Annotated in this window: 17 protein-coding genes and 1 pseudogene; 9 read left to right on the top strand and 9 right to left on the bottom strand. The window is 71.0% G+C overall.

Annotated elements, in window-relative coordinates:
* Window positions 1–165: 165 nt before the first annotated feature.
* Window positions 166–1,413 (bottom strand): phospholipase D-like domain-containing protein, encoded by a 1,248-nt coding sequence (locus tag HDA43_RS06415; protein ID WP_218911623.1) that lies wholly within the window; start codon window positions 1,411–1,413, stop codon window positions 166–168.
* A gap of 539 nt (window positions 1,414–1,952) precedes the next feature.
* Between HDA43_RS06415 and HDA43_RS06410 the strand changes: the two genes are divergently transcribed.
* Both HDA43_RS06410 and HDA43_RS06405 read left to right on the top strand, forming a co-directional pair.
* Window positions 1,953–2,567, top strand: a complete 615-nt coding sequence (locus tag HDA43_RS06410) for an Ohr family peroxiredoxin (RefSeq protein WP_218911622.1) — start codon at window positions 1,953–1,955, stop codon at window positions 2,565–2,567.
* 211 nt (window positions 2,568–2,778) lie between these two features.
* Window positions 2,779–3,330, top strand: coding sequence for a hypothetical protein (locus HDA43_RS06405; RefSeq protein WP_179818787.1), 552 nt, complete (start codon window positions 2,779–2,781; stop codon window positions 3,328–3,330).
* A gap of 172 nt (window positions 3,331–3,502) precedes the next feature.
* Here HDA43_RS06405 and HDA43_RS06400 read toward each other — a convergent pair whose 3' ends face one another.
* Window positions 3,503–5,734, bottom strand: coding sequence for a multicopper oxidase family protein (locus HDA43_RS06400; protein ID WP_179818786.1), 2,232 nt, complete (start codon window positions 5,732–5,734; stop codon window positions 3,503–3,505).
* Entirely contained in the window at window positions 5,731–6,192 is a 462-nt protein-coding gene (locus HDA43_RS06395; protein ID WP_179818785.1) for a DUF6220 domain-containing protein, read from the bottom strand. Before HDA43_RS06395 ends, HDA43_RS06400 begins: the two co-directional genes overlap by 4 nt.
* 252 nt (window positions 6,193–6,444) lie before the next feature.
* Between HDA43_RS06395 and HDA43_RS06390 the strand changes: the two genes are divergently transcribed.
* Together HDA43_RS06390 and HDA43_RS06385 are read left to right on the top strand one after the other, a co-directional pair.
* Window positions 6,445–6,666, top strand: a complete 222-nt coding sequence (locus HDA43_RS06390; RefSeq protein ID WP_179818784.1) for a hypothetical protein — start codon at window positions 6,445–6,447, stop codon at window positions 6,664–6,666.
* A 194-nt stretch (window positions 6,667–6,860) separates the two neighbouring features.
* Complete coding sequence (locus HDA43_RS06385; RefSeq protein ID WP_179818783.1) at window positions 6,861–7,256, top strand: GNAT family N-acetyltransferase; 396 nt, start codon at window positions 6,861–6,863, stop codon at window positions 7,254–7,256.
* Window positions 7,257–7,375: 119 nt separating this feature from the next.
* Here the strand turns inward: HDA43_RS06385 and HDA43_RS06380 are convergent, their stop codons facing one another.
* The gene (locus tag HDA43_RS06380; protein ID WP_179818782.1) at window positions 7,376–7,588 is read right to left on the bottom strand and encodes a DUF397 domain-containing protein; all 213 of its coding nucleotides are present in this window, start codon (window positions 7,586–7,588) and stop codon (window positions 7,376–7,378) included.
* Window positions 7,576–8,403: a helix-turn-helix domain-containing protein gene (locus HDA43_RS06375; RefSeq protein ID WP_179818781.1), complete on the bottom strand. Its 828-nt coding sequence runs from the start codon at window positions 8,401–8,403 to the stop codon at window positions 7,576–7,578. Before HDA43_RS06375 ends, HDA43_RS06380 begins: the two co-directional genes overlap by 13 nt.
* Window positions 8,404–8,548: 145 nt before the next feature.
* On the opposite strand from HDA43_RS06375, the gene HDA43_RS06370 reads away from it, so the two are divergent.
* On the top strand, window positions 8,549–9,019 hold the full coding sequence (locus HDA43_RS06370; RefSeq protein WP_179818780.1) for an ATP-binding protein: 471 nt from the start codon (window positions 8,549–8,551) through the stop codon (window positions 9,017–9,019).
* Here the strand turns inward: HDA43_RS06370 and HDA43_RS06365 are convergent.
* Window positions 9,016–9,905: pseudogene (locus tag HDA43_RS06365) on the bottom strand (IS5 family transposase). The gene HDA43_RS06370 and the pseudogene HDA43_RS06365 overlap by 4 nt on opposite strands.
* Window positions 9,906–10,270: 365 nt before the next feature.
* Window positions 10,271–11,176 (bottom strand): NmrA/HSCARG family protein, encoded by a 906-nt coding sequence (locus tag HDA43_RS06360; protein WP_179818779.1) that lies wholly within the window; start codon window positions 11,174–11,176, stop codon window positions 10,271–10,273.
* An 86-nt stretch (window positions 11,177–11,262) separates the two neighbouring features.
* Between HDA43_RS06360 and HDA43_RS06355 the strand changes: the two genes are divergently transcribed.
* Together HDA43_RS06355 and HDA43_RS06350 are read left to right on the top strand one after the other, a co-directional pair.
* A complete protein-coding gene (locus HDA43_RS06355) occupies window positions 11,263–11,850 on the top strand; it encodes a TetR/AcrR family transcriptional regulator (RefSeq protein ID WP_179818778.1) in 588 nt (195 codons plus the stop codon).
* Between the two features lie 74 nt (window positions 11,851–11,924).
* The gene (locus HDA43_RS06350; protein ID WP_218911620.1) at window positions 11,925–12,146 is read left to right on the top strand and encodes a transposase; all 222 of its coding nucleotides are present in this window, start codon (window positions 11,925–11,927) and stop codon (window positions 12,144–12,146) included.
* Window positions 12,147–12,154: 8 nt separating this feature from the next.
* Here the strand turns inward: HDA43_RS06350 and HDA43_RS06345 are convergent, their stop codons facing one another.
* Window positions 12,155–12,709 (bottom strand): YciI family protein, encoded by a 555-nt coding sequence (locus HDA43_RS06345; protein WP_179818777.1) that lies wholly within the window; start codon window positions 12,707–12,709, stop codon window positions 12,155–12,157.
* 165 nt (window positions 12,710–12,874) lie between these two features.
* Window positions 12,875–13,573 carry a TetR/AcrR family transcriptional regulator gene (locus tag HDA43_RS06340; protein ID WP_179818776.1) on the bottom strand — a complete coding sequence of 233 codons (699 nt, stop codon included), beginning with the start codon at window positions 13,571–13,573 and terminating at the stop codon, window positions 12,875–12,877.
* Between the two features lie 115 nt (window positions 13,574–13,688).
* Between HDA43_RS06340 and HDA43_RS06335 the strand changes: the two genes are divergently transcribed.
* Entirely contained in the window at window positions 13,689–14,039 is a 351-nt protein-coding gene (locus HDA43_RS06335) for a YrdB family protein (protein WP_179818775.1), read from the top strand.
* A gap of 75 nt (window positions 14,040–14,114) precedes the next feature.
* Complete coding sequence (locus HDA43_RS06330) at window positions 14,115–15,059, top strand: NAD-dependent epimerase/dehydratase family protein (RefSeq protein WP_179818774.1); 945 nt, start codon at window positions 14,115–14,117, stop codon at window positions 15,057–15,059.

The raw sequence follows: 15,059 nt of genomic DNA, 5'->3' as shown, positions 1-15,059 counted from the left end.
GGGCCCGGTCCCGGCCGGGCGGGCTCATCCGCCCGGCCGGGACCCCGGGGCGCCGGCCGTACGGCGTGCTCCGGTCCCTCTCACGTGCGGCCGGCGGGCGAGAGGGCGTCCCGCGGCGGGCGCCGCGCCGGCGAACGCCCGGCGGGATCGCACCGGAGGGTCGGCTCAGGCCGCGGACACCGGTACGGCGGCGGCGCGGGCCTTCTCGAAGTTGGCGACGTAGCGCTGGTAGACGGCCTTGTCGTTGAGCCGCAGCATGGTCTCGTCGTTGCGGCGCAGCGACGTCTCGTTGTAGTTGTGGCTGCCGGTGAAGACCCAGTGGGCGTTCCGGTCCCCGTCGTAGGAGCCCTCGACGAGCAGGTACTTGGAGTGGATGCGGCCGGGCAGCGCGTTCCCGTCGCCGAGGGCGCGCAGCTCGACGCGGGGCTCGGCCAGCAGGAGCCGCTTCACCTCGTCGTCCATGATCCCGTAGACGATCTGCACCGAGCAGCCCTGGGCGGCCAGGTCGCGGAGCCGCTCGGGGATCGCGACGCGGTAGGTGTCCCACTCCGACATCCCGACGCGGATCTTCGTGCGGCCCTCGCAGGAGACCTTGTCGAGGTACTCGGCGACGGGGTCGGTGGAGGCGTCCGTGCCCGCCCGTGGGAAGAAGTGGGCCCGCACCGAGCCGCCGGCCGCGCCGGTGGTGACGACGCGGTAGTAGTCGAGGTTCTTCCGCTCCGCCGCGAGGTCGGCGAAGTAGCCGTCGTACGCCTGGTACAGCCGCCGGTTCCCGGTCAGGACGACGGCGTTGTTCCAGTACGTCGTGGAGTTCAGGTCGGTGAGGTTGGCCGACGACTGCACGACCACGTTCGAGGCCCCGCCCGTCCGGGAGAACGTGTAGAACTTGTTGTGCTGGCCCTTGTCCCCGATGCAGGCCGCCGTGCCGCCCGACATCGGGCCGGTGCAGACGTGCACCCACGATCCGGCCGAGGTGTCCGTGCCCAGCTCGGCCGCCAGTCGCGACGCCACGGTGGCGCCGCGCTTGTCGCCGTCCAGGATCACCCGCACCTCGACGCCGCGCCGGTGGGCCCTGGCGAGCTCGTCGGCGAACTCCGTGCCGGCCGTACCGGACATGACGAAGTGCGCGACCTGGATCCGCGCCCCGGCGGGGGTCTGGTGGATCAGGCCGCAGAGCCTGCGCACGATGGCGGCCGGGTCGCCCCCGACGGGCTCGCTGAAGACGGCGTCGGTGGTGACGGGGGTGTTCGGCGCGGTCGCGCAGGTACCGCCGCTCGCCGCGGCCGTACCGCTCGCCGGAGTCGCGTCGTTCGCCGTGGTCGTGCCGCTCGCCGCGGCCACGCCGCCTCCGATGATCGTCGTGGTGGCCATGGCGGCCGCCGCGGCCAGTGCGGACAGGAACCTTCTCGGCATGGATCACTCCTCACAGAGCGACGGAATCAGCCTTCTCCGTCGTATTTCTCGAACGGGACGGTCTTCTGAGGACGGTACGTCACCGGATAGTGCATTGCACGGCCGATTCGGTGCCGGTTCCCGAGTCCCGGCAGAGATCCTGGACGGGTCGATGGCGGGGCCGGGAACGGCGGCCTGAAGATCCGGACAACGGCCGGCGAACTTCTCCCGAAACGGTCTCCCGCCGGCTCGACCGGTTGTCCTCGCGGGTCGGCTTCCGGCTCGCCTTCGGGGATCGGCTGCGGCCCCGACCGGGTTCTCCACGGGGCCGGCCTCGCCTCACCCTGCCCTTCGCCGTCGATCGGCTTCCACCTTGCCCGGACCTCCTCCGGGGCCGGGCCGCGCCCCGTGTCGGTCCTGGCGTGGAGGGTAGATAAGCACCATTTCGAGTAGTTCGCGCAGGTCATGGCCCCGCGTGGTACGGCGGGCCCCTCCGACGGGGTGCCCGGCCGTACCGAGCGCGGGGATCGGGGGATCGGGGGACGACCATGAACGATGACGTGCGATTCGGACAGGGAATGCCCAACGAGGCCGCCGCGCCGAGCAGGTCGGCGGTCTCCGACCGGCCGACGGCCGACGCCTCCGACTACTCGGGACCCGGCGTCGAGGCCGAGATCCGCGTCGGCGGACCCCGGGCCGCGGCCGACGCCGGCGGACCGCGGAGCGGCGTCGGCGGACCCCCGGACGAGGGTGGCGATGGCTACGTCACCCTCTACACGGCCCGAGCCTTCTCCACGGACGGCGCGGGGCGGGTGACGACCGAGGACGGGGTGCTCGACCTCCCGGTGAAGGCCCCCCGGGAGCTCGGCGGGCCCGGCGGCGCGCCCAACCCCGAGCAGCTTCTGGCGGCGGCGTACGCCACCTGCTTCCACAACTCCCTCGCGCTGGTCGCCGGCCGGGAAGGGGTGAGCACCGCGGACTGCATCGTCGAGACGGCCGTCGAGCTGCGCAAGCGCGGGAAGCACGACGACTACGCGATCGGCGTCGAGGTGGTGGTCAGCCTGCCGGGCGTGGACCGGGACCTCGCCGGCCGCCTCGTCCGGCGGGCCCACGAGCACTGCCCCTACTCCAAGGCGCTGCGCGGAAACCTCCAGGTCGGGGCGCGCCTCGCCTGAAGGGAAGCCCCGCGTCGAGCCCGGCCCGACCACGGCCCCGGCCCCGCCCCGGCCCTGGTCGGTTCCGGTTCCGGTTCAACCTTGCCCGGGACATCGCGCGATGCGCGCCGACCGCATACCCGAAGCGGGGTAGTGAACCCCCATCGCGGTGACGGCGTGGCGCCATCTGCCGGAGGTCGGTGGTCCGTCACCTTGGACGGGGGGTAAAGGCATGCAACGCGACACCGTCGTGCGCTCCATGCACGACCTGGGACTGGCCATGTGGTTCGGCGGCTCGCTGATGGGCGCCGTCGGCCTGAACGGCGCGTCCGGAGCGGTCAGCGACAGGCGCGAACGGACCCGGGTGGCGAACGTCGGCTGGAGCAAGTGGACCCCGGTCAACGCCGCGGGCATCGCCATGTACCTCGCCGGCTCCGTCGGCCTGCTGGCGGCGAACAAGGGCCGCGTCGCGACGCAGAAGGGCGTGGCGGGGAACACCATCGGCAAGACGGTGCTCAGCGGCGCGGCGCTGGCGGTGACCGGCTGCAGCAGGATGCTCGGCGCGAAGATCGAGCAGGCCGGTGACGTCCCCGCGGAGTCGGGCGTCGAACCCTGCGCCGAGACCCCGCCGGACGTCGCCGGCGCCCAGAAGCGGCTGCGCGTCGTGCAGTGGGTGATCCCCGCGCTCACCGGCGGGCTCCTCGTCCTGAACGCCCTGCACGGCGAGCAGCAGAGGCCGGGACAGGTGTTCCAGGGAGTGCTGCGCAGGCTCCTCGCCAACTGACGGCCCGCCGCGCCGTGTCCGGGGCGTGGCGGGCCCGGGGCGTGGACGGCTCCGTGCCCGGGGCGTGGCGTGTCCGGGGCGTGGACGGTTCCGCCGACCTCGGAACTCCGGGATCGACGGGCCCGCCGCATCATGTCCGGGGCGCGGCGGGCCCGCGCCGGGTGAGGGGCCCTCAGCCTCCGTGGGCGCCGTGGAACGGGGTGGTCACGTCCTCGTAGTTCAGGTGCAGCACCATCCCCTGGTCGGCGTGGGCGAGGTTGTGGCAGTGGTTCATCCACAGACCCGGGTTGGCGGCGCGGAAGGCGACCTCCCACACCTCGCCGGGGCGCACGTCGAAGGTGTCCAGCCAGAGCGGGCTGCCGCTCGTCGCCCGCCCGTCGCGGGAGAGCACCAGCACCCGGTGACCGTGCAGGTGCCAGGGGTGGGTGTCGCGGCTCCGGTTGACGACGGTGAAACGGATGAGCTCGCCGTCCCTGACGACCTGGGTGGGGATGGACGGGAACGCGCGGCCGTTGACCGTGTGCGCGTACAGCGGCCGGCCGCCGGAGAACGTCAGGCCGCGGTCGAGCACGAGGGTGAACCGCCGGTCGAAGCGGCTGCCGGGGCCGAACGGCGTGCCGGCCGGGGTCCCGTACCGGGTGATGTCGAGCTCCGGCCAGCCCGCGCCGTCCCCGGCGCTCCCCGCGACGCCCGCGGACCCGGCGCCTTCTTGCGGTGACAGCCGCAGACCCTCCGTACGGTCGTCCACCGCGAGCAGCACCGTCCGCGCCGCGGGCATGGTGAACGCGAGGTCGTAGCGGCCTCCCGCGGGCAGCCGCAGCCCGACCCGGCCCAGCTCGCCGGGGCCGTTCAGGTCCTGCCCGTCCACGGCCACCAGCCGGTACGGCGTGCCCGCCAGGGTGAACCGGTGCGGCGTGTTGTCGGTGTTGACCAGGCGCAGCCGTACGGGGGTGCCGGGGGCGGCGGACCGTTCGATCGCCCGGTCGTGGTCGCCGAGCACCGTCACGCCCCCGAAGGTGTGCACCGGCAGGGTGAGGTCCAGGCCCGGCGCGGACGCGGCCGGCCCGCCGGTCCCGGCTCCGCCGTCCCGTGTCCGCCCGGTCTCCCCGTCGGACGCCGGACCCGAGCCGGACCCGGAGACCTGATCGGCCGGTCCGCCGGCCCGGCGGGTGACCACCAGCATGCCGTACAGACCCTTCCGGACGCCGATGTCGGAGACCTCGTGCGTGTGGTACCAGTAGGTCCCCACCTGATTCGCCAGGAACCGGTAGGTGAACTCCTGGCCGGGCCGTACGGCGTCCTGGGTCAGGCCCGGGACGCCGTCCTCGCCGGCGGGCACGTCGTAGCCGTGCCAGTGGATCGTCACGCCCGACGTGACGTCGGCGTTGCGCAGCCGTACCTCGACCAGGTCGCCTTCGACGGCGGTGATCGGCGGGCCCGGCACCTTGCCGTCGAAGGTCCACGCCGCCACGCGGCGCCCGGAGGACAGCGTGACGGTGGCGGTGCGGGCGGTCAGCGCGAACCGGCGCGTCGTGCCGCCCGGCGCGGGTTCGGAGGGTCCGCGCAGCGAGGTCATCGACCGGACGCCTCCCGCCCCGGCCTCGTGGACCTCCGGTGCGTGCTCTCCCGTGGTGTCCGTACCCGCCGCGTGCTCTGCCGTGGCGCTCCCGCCGCTCCCGTGCGCCTCCGGTGCGTGCTCTGCCCCCGAGCCCGCGCCCGTGCCGGTCGCGGGCTCATCGGCGGTGTGGGCTCCGGTCGTGCTCGCCGTACGGCCGTCCGCCGGGTGCCCGGCGGCCAGGTGGCGGGTCGGCGGGCCGCCGCCCGCGTCGGTCTCCGGGGCGGGGGCGAACGCCAGCCCCGTCCCGGCGAGCCCCGCCGCCAGGGCCGCCGCGACGGCGGCCCTGGCGGCGCTCACCGGCAGGGACCGGGGCGCCGAGACGATCCGCCAGGTGAGGAGCACCGCCGCCCCGACCAGGGCCACCGTGACCAGCCCGGCGCTCCAGGTCGCCGGGTAGCCGAGCAGCAGCGCGTACACCGGCCCGGCCACGGCCGCGTAGCCGGCGCTCAACAGCGGGACGACGACGGCGGGCCGCCCCGCCAGGTCCGCCCGGCCGCCGCGGGCCGCCCTGACCAGGCGCGGTCCCGCCACCGCCGCCGCGACGCCCCCGGCGGCGGCGAGCAGCGGGAGCGTGAGGGTGACCTTCTCCTGGACGAACCACCAGCCCGCGCCGGCCAGCACGGCGGCGGTGGCGGCGCGGGCCACCGACAGGACGGCCGCCGCGACGAACAGGGCCAGCGCGATCCCGGACCGCCGGGCGGCCGCCGCCGCGCCCGCCCCCAGCCACGTCGCGGCGGTCAGGACCGCGACCAGCAGGTCGAACGTGATGAGGGTGCCGACGCTCATGACGCGCGCGCCGCGGGCTCTCCCGGTGCCGTTCCGCCGGACGCGGCTCCGGCCGGGGCCGCGGCCAGCGCCCTGGCCCGCCGCAGGACCAGGCCGGCCGAACCCATGACGGCCAGGCCGTTGATCGCGTGCAGGCCGAGGACGGCCAGGCTCGCGGTGGTGGTGTAGCCGGTGTCGTCGTTCAGCGCCCTGCCCAGGACCACGATCAGCGCCTGGACGACCACCAGGCCCAGCGGCAGCAGGGTGAGCCCGATCAGCCGCCCGGGTGCCTTGGCCAGCGCCGCGGCCACGGTGGCCAGCAGCGACAGGACCGGGATGACCATCATGCCGAACGTGTCGTGCAGCGCGAACGAGCCCTCCTCCATCGGCCTGTCGAACGCGCCGACCGCCGCGAAGTAGAACTGCACGACCACGGAGGCCAGCAGCAGGCCGGCCAGCGCGACGTAGAGCTTGCGCACGGTTTCACTCCTTCCTGTCCATCACCTCCGCCCGTCATCGGACGGTCACTGGCGATGGTGTCCGACGCGCTCCGTTTCGTCGTCCGCCGGTCGGAGGCGAACGGCCTACTCTCGGGGCGGTACGGATCACCCCGTGGTGTACGCCGCCCGCGGTGCCCGCCGTAGCCGGGCCGCGGTCCCGGAAGGAACCTCACCAAGGCCCTGGGCAGTACGGTTCAAGGTGTTCCGGCAATCGGCGGGAGACTGGGAACCATGAACATGCGCTGTACTCAATGTGACGGTACGGACCTGGAGCCGGGATTCGTCGAGGATGCCGGCGAGTACTCACGGGGATACGGTCGCTGGATCGCAGGTTCCCTGGAGCGCGGTCCGCTCGGCAATGCCAAGCGTATGGGAAAGACGCGCTGGATCATCGAGGCGTTCCGCTGTATCCGCTGCTCCCATCTCGAACTGTTCGCCCGTTCCAGAGAATGAGGGCCCGATACGGAATCGGCCGGGTCTCGGGTACGGAACGTTTTCGTCTTGCCTCGCGCATTTGAAGGATGAGGATGGCTTTGACCAGCCGGCCTGCGCGAAGAGCAACGAGCCCGCGACCTGCGCTACCGGGTTGAGAGGGGGCCGCTGGAAACTCGTTGCCGACGGCGTGAGCCTCTTCCTACGATCATTCCGTGACGGTTGCATACGAGTGGCGGGGCCACTTCGACAATACGGCGATCAACGCACTGCACGCGGAGGGCTTCGGTCATGCGCCTCTGAAGGATGACTGGTGGGCTCAGGTCAACCGGCACAGCCTCGGGTGGGTCTGCGCCACGGAGAACGGGGAGCTCGTCGGCTTTGTCAATGTGGCATGGGACGGTGCCGTCCACGCCTTCATCCTCGACACCCTCGTGACGGAAAGAGTCCGGCGGCGCGGTGTCGGGACCGAACTCATCGCCGTCGCCGTCAGAGAGGCCCGCGCGGCCAAGTGTGAATGGCTCCACGTCGACTTCGACGATGACCTGAAGGACTTCTACTTCGGGGCCTGCGGGTTTCAGCCGGCACATGCCGGCCTCATCGCTCTGTAGCCAGGCACGATACGGCAGCAGCTTTCCGGCCCGGGATCCGCAGCGGCCCTACGACCTGTGTCGTCAAGATGAAATGGCCTCACGGAGCCGGGCGCCTTTCCGGTGTTCGCATTCGGCGACTAGTCGAATTCGCCGTTCTTCAGCGTCGCGAGGAAATCAGCCCATGCGCCGGGGGTGAGAACCAGTGCGGGACCGGACAGGTTCTTGCTGTCGCGGACGCCCCTGCGGTCCCCGGACAGCTTCGCCACCTCCACGCAGTTTCCGCCGTCAGGCCCCGACAGGCTGGACTTGCGCCAGACGGCGCCATTGAGTTCTCCGGTCAGCTCGTCCATCGTTGCAGCGTCTCCTTGATCAACTCTAGAGAATCGCGCTGAGGTAGTGCTTGGGAGCGGATTCCTTCGTATCTGTATGCTAGAACGCTCACATCTTCCGGGCGATCCGTTACCCGGCTCATCACGCCGGCTGATTCGGCGTATGCCGTATCGAACACCCCCTGGGTCTGCGCGATGGCGAACCCTCCGGCCAGGCCGGTCGTGGAGTAGGCGTTGAGTGGCAGCACCTGAACGGTGGTCCGAGGTGTCTGGGCGGCTTCGACCAGATAGGAGATCTGCGCCGTCATAACGGCAGGGCTTCCGATGGGCCGGTGGAGGACTGCTTCGTCGATGACCACCCAGAACAAGGGAGGCTTGGAGCGTTTGAGGATGGATTGGCGCTCCATTCGCGCGGTCACCTGCTGCTCGACCTGTTCGGGTGTCACACCGATTTCGCCACTCAGAATGGCTCTGGCGTAGTCCTCGGTCTGGAGTAGCCCAGGGACGATCAGCGGCTCCCAGGTACGGATCGCCTCCGCAGTGGCCTCCACGTCGAGCCATGGCCGGAACCACGGCGGGGCCGCGGCGTGGCTGACCATCGGCCAGAGCCGCATCAGGGCGCCCTCCGCCTCCAGGGCCTCGTCGCAGTAGCGCGCGAACTCCTCGGACGGTGACCGCTTCGCGGTCTCGATCATGCTGATCGTGCCGACCGAGTACGGCACCGCCTTCGACAGCTTGATCTGCGACCATCCACGAGCCTTGCGATGCCGGCGCAGCTCGAAACCGAATAGGGCGGTCGGCGAGTCGGCGGGGCAGAGCTCCATCTCTTTCGGCATGTTGCCTCCCGGGGGACGGCGGCTTCAACCGGCCTTCCGGCGCAACTGTTCATGACTCTAAGGAGTCAATCGGCTACCGAATGTAGCTGAGATTCGAGATGCTCATAAGGCTGAACGAGGAGAAACCCTTCAAGGGGGTGAAGTCATGAAAGCACCGAGCACGGAACCGAAGGTTCTCGGCCGGACCGGTCTGCCGGGCGTCCACGAGTCCGTCTCACGTGCCCGTTCCGAGGTACGCGGATGGCTCGGTGACGATCATCCGGCGGTCGACGACGTCGTGCTCGCGGCGTCGGAGCTGGTGACCAACGCGATCCGGCATTCCGACTCGGGCCCCGGTGATTTCATCGGCCTCACCCTCAGCGCCACCGGGGAGGTCGTCTACATCGAGGTCAACGACCCGGGGTCGCTGTTCTCCGGTCCCCACGTCCGCAGGGAGCCGTACGCGGAGGACGGTCGAGGACTACTGATCATCCGCGAGCTCTCCCTGGAGTGGGGTGCGCGCGAGCTCGGCCCCGGCCTGGGCCGTACGGTCTGGTGCGCCATCCGGGCCGTACCCCACTCGGAGGATCCGAAGAACCTGTCCGTCTCCGAGCCGACCTCCGGGCGATCCGGCTAAGGCGTGTCTGATAATTCGGCGTGGCGGAGCCAGAGCAGCAGGGAAGCGATGGTGACGCCCGCGAGGTAGCGGCCGGCGAGCTTGTCGTAGCGGGTGGCGACGGCTCGCCACTGCTTGAGCTTGGCAAAGCACCGCTCCACCACGTTACGCCCCTTGTAGGCCGCGGCATCGAAGGCGGGCGGGCGGCCTCCGCGGCTGCCCTTGCGCTTGCGGGCGGCGATCTGATCGGACCGCTCAGGGATGACCGCGCCGATGCCGCGCCGCCGCAGATGCAGGCGGATCTTCCGAAAGGAGTAGCCCTTATCCGCCACCAGCCGGTCCGGCCGGGTACGGGGACGGCCGATGCGACGGCGCAGCCGGAAGGTGCCCATCACCGCTTCGAAGGCGGTGCAGTCGTTGATGTTGCCGCCGGTCAGGTGCAGGGCAAGCGGCAGGCCACGGGCTTCGGTGATCAGATGGAGCTTGGTGGTCAGCCCGCCCCGGGATCGGCCGAGGGCTTGTCGTCTTTGGGAGGCTTTCGCGTCGATCGTCCCTCCGCCGTCCCCCTTTTTCGGGCGCCGGCAGCGTGCTGGTGGGCTCGGGCGATGGTGGAGTCGACGCTGACGACCAGCTCCACCGCACCGAGGGAGTCGTCTTTGACCTGCATCTCCTCCAGCAGGCGGGTCCAGGTGCCGTCTTCCTCCCAGCGTTTGAACCGCTCGTAGCAGGTCTGCCAGGGACCGTAGCGCTCCGGTACGTCGCGCCAGGGCGCTCCGGTCCGCAACCTCCACAAGATCCCGTTGATGACCGCGCGGTGATCCCGCCAGGGCCGTCCCCTGCCATCCTTGGCGGGCAGCAGGGGCTCGATCCGCTGCCAGGCCTTGTCAGTCAGCTCACCTCGTCGCACCACGAGGAATCATCTAACCGCACCACCGAGATCATTTATCAGACACGCCTTAGGAGACGGACGAGATTTCCCGATCGATCGCGTACCCGCCGATCGGGAAGCCGGGCGGCCGCGCCTTTTCGTGGAGGGGTGAGAGGCGAGGCCGCCACCGGACGTCCGGCCCGAGCCTTCCCCCGTGGCCGGCCGGACCCGCCCCCGACGAGACCCGTCCCACCCTCGTCGGGGGCTTTTTCATGTCTCCGCGAAAGGGGCCGGCGGTCTCCCTCGTCACCACCACGCTGGCCGCGAGGTCTCCGGTATTTCATTCTTCTTGGTAGTTGAACCGACTACCGGAGACCTCTTCGTTCAACGATCACTGATACGCCTCACGCATGATCTTTCGAAACACGGCCTGGTGAGTCCTGGAACAGGGCTCGGATCTGTTCGGTTCCGCCGTGCTCGAGCCAGGTCTGGAAGTCCAGCAGGCCGGGGTGGCGTTCGCGCAGCGCCGCGATGTCGGCTCGCCACAGACCGCGCTCGTCCGTGAAGGCGCGCTGCGTCTCCGGGCCCAGTCCGGTGCCGTCGATGGAGACCTGCCGGTAGGTGATCTCGCGTCCGAGGCTGCGGCTGATGAGTTCCACCGTCCGGTTGGGGGTCAGTTCGTCGCCGGCGATCTCGATCGCCTGTCCGAGGTACTCCTGCGGGCGAGTGAAGGCGAGGCAGGCCAGGGCGCCGATGTCGGTGGCGGCGATGAGCTGCACCGGTGTCTCCGGGTCGAACAGGTGCCTGAGCTCTCCGTCGACGATGCCGCCGAGAGGCAGGCCGGGAATGGTGTGGTTCTCCATGAAGCGGACCGGACGCAGGATCGTCGCGGGCAGGCCGAGCGCGCGTATGTGCTGCTCGATCTGCCATTTGCTCTCCCAGTAGGGGATGCCGGTGCCCCGGTCGGCCCCGCCGACCGAGGCGAACACGAAGTGGGAGACGCCGGCTGCCGCCGCGACGTCGGCGAGATCACGGCCGCGGCGGATCTCGCGTTCGACGTCATCGTCGTCAGGCGTGACCGCGAAGATGCCGTGGACGCCGGCGGCGGCCGCCGCGAGCGAGCCGGGATCGTCGAGGTTCCCGGTGTGCAGCTCGGCGCCTTGGGCTCTCAGCGTCCGGGCGGCTGGGGAGTCCGGGTCGCGGACGAGGGCACGTACCGGCCGGCCTGCGGCCAGGAGACGGGCGGCGGTGGCACCGCCTTGGCGTCCGGTCGCACCGGTCACGAGGATGGGGTTGCCGGCAGTGTTCACCGAAGGGGCCTTTCGCGAGGTAGTAAACTGAGGCTGTCTCAAGAAATATATTGAGACAGTCTCAACTTGGCAATCCGGGAGCGCTTATGACGACCGTCGATCCTGCGCCGCGGCGCAGGATGCGCGCTGACGCGCGCCGCAACTACGAACGGTTGCTGGCTGAAGCGGCCACGATCTTCGCTGAACATGGCGTTGAAGCCTCGCTGGAGGAGATCGCCCGGCGCGCCGGCGTGGCGAACGGAACCCTTTACAGCCATTTCCCCACCAGGCAGGCGCTGCTGGAGGCGTTGCTGCGCGACCGCATGCAAGCGTTGTCCGACAAGGCCCGCGATCTCCTCGATCACCCGTCCGCGGACGAGGCGTTGCTCATCTGGGCGCGCGCGGCCATGGCGCACACCACGGTCTATCGGGGGCTGGTGACCTCGCTGATGCGCAGCATCGAGGACGAGAGCTCGCACCTGCATGCCGCCTGCCAAGCGGTGCTCACCGCCGGCGAACAGCTCCTCAACCGTGCGCAGGCCGCCGGAAGCATGCGCGCCGATGTCACCGCCTCAGACCTTTACGCCCTGATCAACTCGGTCTCCTGGGTCGGGGAACAGACATCGCCCGCACAGGGCGAGCGCCTGTTGGCCTTCGGCATCGACGGGATGCGCTCCGCAACCGACTCCCGGTGACGGCGCCGGAGGAGGATCGGAACGGTCGTCAGTGGAGCTGAGTGCGGGCGAGGCCGGGGCCGAGCCGCGGCACCATGAACGATGACTCGACGGCGGCGGTCGGCCAAGAGGGGTCGGAGGGAGGCCGCTCACTCGCCTTCGACCCCGCGCTCTACCGGCTGCGCCACGCCATGGAATGCGGCATCAACCTGCTCAAAGGCGGCCGCGGCATGGCAACCCGTTACGACAAGCTCGCCGTACGCTACGAAGCCGTCGTCGTCATCGCTGCGATCAACCAGTGGCTCAGCGCCTTATGAAACACGGCCTAGGGGCCCTGGGCGGGTCTGCCGCCGAAGCGCCAGGGGTGGACCTCCGTACGGTCGTCACCGCTGGACGGCAGCAGCGCTGCGGCGGCCTCGCGGTCCGGCGCCTCCACCAGGGCCGCCCGGCCGAGGCGTGTCTCACCGTTGAGGGAGAGCAGTTCGCCGTACACGATCAGGTGTTTCGACGTGGCCGGCGCGGGGGCGGACCCGCCCATGGCGATCACCAGGAATCGTCCGTAGCCGTCCACGGCCTCGGTGAATTCCCACATGGTGCGGCCCAGGACGTTGCGGAAGCGGCACAGCTGCACCGACTCGAAGATGCCGGCCCGGTGGTACGGCTCCTCGTAGGCGAACGTGCGGGCGGCTTCGGTGTCCGGAAGATCGACGATGTGCAGGCTGCCCGTCGGCTCGGCCTCATCATCGTGGCCGGTCATCGTGGGGCCGCGGGCGACCAGCCGCTCGGCGTACCCGTCCATGAAGGACCAGTGGTCCTCGCTCAGGCGCACCTTGAGCCCGAACATGCCGGGGCGGTCGCGGCCGTACACGAAATACTCCACGGCCGCCCAGCCTAGACGATCACGGCGGCGGAGCTCCTTCGGCGGGGAACGGCGGCGGAACTCCTTCGACCGGGACACCCTGCCCGGCGACTCCGTGATCGGCGGACCGCCCCCTGCCCACTGGTGCGGCTCCCGGGCCCGGCCGGGAGCCGCACCACGACGGGGTCAGAGCGGCAGGCCGAGGTAGGCGGCGTGGGAGCGCATGGCGTGGTCGAAGGCCGGGTCGCGGTTGAGGATCGCGCCGTTGAACTGGCCGAACAGCTCGAAGCTGACCCAGCCGAACAGGCCGGTCCAGGCGACCAGGGCGCGGGCGACCACGTCGTCGGGGATGTCCGAGATGATCTCCCGTACCCGGGCGGCGTCCTCGGCGAACGCCGCCGACGGGGGAGGGGCGACGTCCGGCGGGTTCAGCGCCCCGGCGTGGTAGGCGTCGGAGACGATGCGGCCGTAGACGACGGTGTCGCGCACGGCCGCGGCGACGGTGTCCTGCGGCGCCTGGTAGCCGGGCACGGGCGAGCCGTACAGCAGGGCGTACTCGTGCGGGTGGGCCAGCGCCCAGTCCCGTACGGCGTGGCAGACCGCCAGCCACCGGCCGGTGTGGTCCTCGTGGGGCGTGGCCGCGTCGGCGTTCTCCACGGCCTCGCCGAGGGCGTTGTAGCCGTCGATGATGAGGGTCGTGAGCAGGTCGTCCCTGGAGGGGAAGTAGCGGTAGATCGCCGAGGAGACCATGCCCATCTCCCGGGCGACGGCCCGCAGTGAGAGCCCCGTGGCCCCCTCGGTGGCGAGCTGCCGGCGCGCGATGTCGGCGATCTCCCTGGTCAGCTCGGCTCTGACCCGTTCCCGTGCTGTTCGGCTTGAGCTCATGGCCAGGACGATATCAGAGCGGCGAAAATAAAAGAGAGCACTGCTCTTGACGAGCATTGCTCTTTTAAGAGAGCATTGCTCTCGCAACGAAGCGTCAACCTCATCGGAGCCCCCCATGCTGAACCTCGCCAAAGGCGCGAACCTCCTCGTCATGTTCCTGCTGGAGCTGGGCGTCCTCGTCGCGGCGGGGGTCTGGGGCTTCACCGCCGGCTCGAACTGGCCGATGCGGCTGCTCCTCGGGCTGGGCGCCCCGGTGGCGTTCGCCGTGGTCTGGGCGGTCTTCGGCGCGGGCGGCGGCGCCAACGCGCCGATCCCGGCCACCGGGCTCGCCCGGGTCGCCCTGGAGGTCGTCTGGTTCGGTGGCGGCGCCGTGGCCCTGGTGGCGGCCGGCCGTCCCGGTGTGGGCGCGCTGCTCGCCGCCGTCTACCTCGTCAACGCCGCGCTGCGGCTGCTGTGGAACCAGTGAGAACCGGCGAGAACCAGTGAGAGCCGGTGAGAACCGATGAAGGCCAGTGAGAGATCAGTGAGAAGGAGAACGACCATGGGCAAGCACGTCGTCGCGGGAGCCGGGCAGGTCGGCTCGCAGGTGGCCCGGCTGCTGGCGGAGCGGGGCGACGAGGTCGTCCTCGTCAGCCGGTCCGGCTCCGGCCCCGAACTGCCGGGCGTCCGCCGGGTCGCCGCGGACGTGGCCGACCGCGACCGGATGGCGGCCCTCACCCGGGGCGCCGCCACCCTGTTCAACTGCGTCAACCCGCCCTACCACCGCTGGGCCGAGACATGGCCCGGGATGGCCGCCTCCATGCTGGGCGCCGCCGAGACCTCCGGCGCCGGATACGTCATCCTCGGCTGCCTGTACGGCTACGCCGCCCCCGACCGGCCGATGCGCGAGAGCGACCCGCTCACCCCGCCCAGCGCCAAGGGCGCCGTCCGGGTGCGCCTGTGGCGCGACGCCCTCGCCGCCCACGAGGCCGGCCGGGTCAGGGTGACCGAGCTGCGGGCCTCCGACTACTTCGGCCCCGGCTCGCTGGACCAGGCGCACCTGGGCGAGAGGTTCGTCCCCCGGCTGCTCTCGGGCAGGGTCGTCCGCTTCGTCGGCGACCCCGAGCAGCCGCACAGCTGGACCTACACCCCCGACGTGGCGCGGGCCCTGGTGGCGGCGGCCGGGGACGACCGGATCTGGGGACGCGCCTGGCACATCCCCACCGACGCGCCGCTGTCCGCCGCGCGGGTCGCCGACCGGCTGTGCGCGCTGGCCGGGGTCCGCAACCCCGGCGTCAGGGCGATGCCGCACTGGCTGGTCCGCACCGCGGGCGCCTTCTCACCCATGCTCGGCGAACTGGAGGAGCTGCGGTACCAGTTCACCCGGCCCTTCATCCTCGACTCCACCGATTTCCAGACGACCTTCGGCATGTCGCCCACCCCGCTCGACGAGGCGCTGACCTCGACGATCGCATGGTGGCGGAACCGTCTCGCGGCGGCGGCGTAG

Origin of the sequence: Streptosporangium sandarakinum (assembly GCF_013409935.1) — a bacterium.
GTDB lineage: Bacteria > Actinomycetota > Actinomycetes > Streptosporangiales > Streptosporangiaceae > Streptosporangium > Streptosporangium nondiastaticum.
The sequence above is the reverse complement of the archived record's forward strand: the minus strand, read 5'-3'. Positions and strand labels throughout refer to the sequence as shown.

Bases quoted from the DNA above. Each gene is read 5' to 3' on its own strand.
- HDA43_RS06380 (WP_179818782.1), bottom strand. From the start codon at position 7,588: ATGGACGAGCTGACCGGAGAACTCAATGGCGCCGTCTGGCGCAAGTCC.
- HDA43_RS06340 (WP_179818776.1), bottom strand. From the start codon at position 13,573: ATGAGCTCAAGCCGAACAGCACGGGAACGGGTCAGAGCCGAGCTGACC.
- HDA43_RS06400 (WP_179818786.1), bottom strand. From the start codon at position 5,734: ATGAGCGTCGGCACCCTCATCACGTTCGACCTGCTGGTCGCGGTCCTG.
- HDA43_RS06355 (WP_179818778.1), top strand. From the start codon at position 11,263: ATGACGACCGTCGATCCTGCGCCGCGGCGCAGGATGCGCGCTGACGCG.
- HDA43_RS06350 (WP_218911620.1), top strand. From the start codon at position 11,925: ATGAACGATGACTCGACGGCGGCGGTCGGCCAAGAGGGGTCGGAGGGA.
- HDA43_RS06335 (WP_179818775.1), top strand. From the start codon at position 13,689: ATGCTGAACCTCGCCAAAGGCGCGAACCTCCTCGTCATGTTCCTGCTG.
- HDA43_RS06415 (WP_218911623.1), bottom strand. From the start codon at position 1,413: ATGCCGAGAAGGTTCCTGTCCGCACTGGCCGCGGCGGCCGCCATGGCC.
- HDA43_RS06390 (WP_179818784.1), top strand. From the start codon at position 6,445: ATGAACATGCGCTGTACTCAATGTGACGGTACGGACCTGGAGCCGGGA.
- HDA43_RS06375 (WP_179818781.1), bottom strand. From the start codon at position 8,403: ATGCCGAAAGAGATGGAGCTCTGCCCCGCCGACTCGCCGACCGCCCTA.
- HDA43_RS06330 (WP_179818774.1), top strand. From the start codon at position 14,115: ATGGGCAAGCACGTCGTCGCGGGAGCCGGGCAGGTCGGCTCGCAGGTG.
- HDA43_RS06405 (WP_179818787.1), top strand. From the start codon at position 2,779: ATGCAACGCGACACCGTCGTGCGCTCCATGCACGACCTGGGACTGGCC.
- HDA43_RS06370 (WP_179818780.1), top strand. From the start codon at position 8,549: ATGAAAGCACCGAGCACGGAACCGAAGGTTCTCGGCCGGACCGGTCTG.